1 pseudogene is annotated in these 1,432 nt (G+C 74.0%); it reads left to right on the top strand.

Going from position 1 to position 1,432, the window contains the following annotated elements:
- Positions 1–1,432 (top strand): annotated as a pseudogene (locus DMC18_RS24545) (ATP-dependent DNA helicase); the annotation flags it as partial.

Here is a 1,432-nt window from a genome sequence, read left to right as displayed (position 1 = left end):
CCAGGCCCAGACCCTGCGCGAGGCCGCCGACGCCCTGCTGCGCGAACTGGCCCTGACGCCCCGCCCGTCGCGAGAGGAGGCTCTCGCCGTGGCCGAGACCCTGGCCCGGGCCGGCTGGGCCTGGGGACCGGCGGTGGTCGGCGCGCTGCGCTCGGTTCCGGTCGGCAACCAGTTCCGCAGCTCCGGCCTCGACGTCTGGTCGCGGCTGGTGGAGTGGGAGGACCAGGCGCCGGTCGGCGAGCCGCTGTCGCGTCCGATCGACCCCGAGGCCGCGTCCGAGCGCCTGAAGTCGCTGCTGGGCCGCGCCGGCCTGGACGAGGTGCGCGAGGCCCAGGACACCTACGCCCGCGAGACGTCCTACGCTTTCCAGCCGAGAGAGCGGGAGGGCGAGCCGCGGATGATGCTGGCCGAGGCCGGCACCGGCGTCGGCAAGACGCTGGGCTATCTGGCCCCCGCCAGCGTCTGGGCCGAGGCCAACGGGCCGTCGGTGTGGATCAGCACCTATACGCGGGCTTTGCAGCGCCAGATCGAGCGCGAGAGCGCCGCCATCTATCCCGACGCCCTGGTGCGCGCCCGCAAGGCCGTGGTCCGCAAGGGGCGTGAGAACTATCTCTGCCTGCTGAACCTGCAGGAGCAGGTCAACAGCGCCCAACTGGGCAATGGCGATCTGGTGGGCCTGGCCTTGGCCGCCCGCTGGTCGCGGGTCAGCCGCGACGGCGACATGACCGGCGGCGACTATCCGGCCTGGCTGCCGACCCTGTTCGCCGTGCCGCCGTCCGCCCAGGCCAGCGCCGCCAACCTCGTCGATCGCCGGGGCGAGTGCATCCACGCCGGCTGCCAGCACTATCGCGTCTGTTTCATCGAAAAGGCCGTGCGGGCCTCCAAGCGCGCGGACCTCGTCATCGCCAACCACGCCCTGGTCATGACCCAGGCGGCCTTCGACGGCGCCCGGGCGGCGCGGGGCCTGAAGGGCGACAACGAGACGACGGCGGTCAAGCGCGTGGTGTTCGACGAGGGTCACCACCTGTTCGACGCCGCCGACAGCGCCTTCTCCGCCGCCCTGTCGGGCGCGGAGGCCGCAGAGCTGCGCCGCTGGATCCGAGGTCCGGAAGGGCGCGGGCGGCGGGGCAGGGGGCTGGAGGCCCGGCTGCTCGACATCCTGGGCGACAAGGAAAGCGCCCGAGCGGCCCTCAGCGCCGTGATCCAGGCGGCCACCGCCCTGCCGGGCGAGGGCTGGTCGGGGCGGATCGCGCCGCCGGACGGTCAGGTCAATCCGATCGGGCCGATCGAGAACTATCTCGTGGCCGTCATCGAGCAGCTGCGCGCCCGCTCCAGCGAACGCGGGACGCCCGAGCAGGGCATGCAGTGCGCCGCCCGTCCGGCCGTCGAGCTGGTGCGCGAGCGGGCCGGCGAGGCCGCTCGCGCCCTGGCC

It is taken from the genome of Caulobacter sp. D5, assembly GCF_003185805.1.
In the GTDB taxonomy this organism is placed as follows: domain Bacteria; phylum Pseudomonadota; class Alphaproteobacteria; order Caulobacterales; family Caulobacteraceae; genus Caulobacter.
The sequence above is the reverse complement of the archived record's forward strand: the minus strand, read 5'-3'. Positions and strand labels throughout refer to the sequence as shown.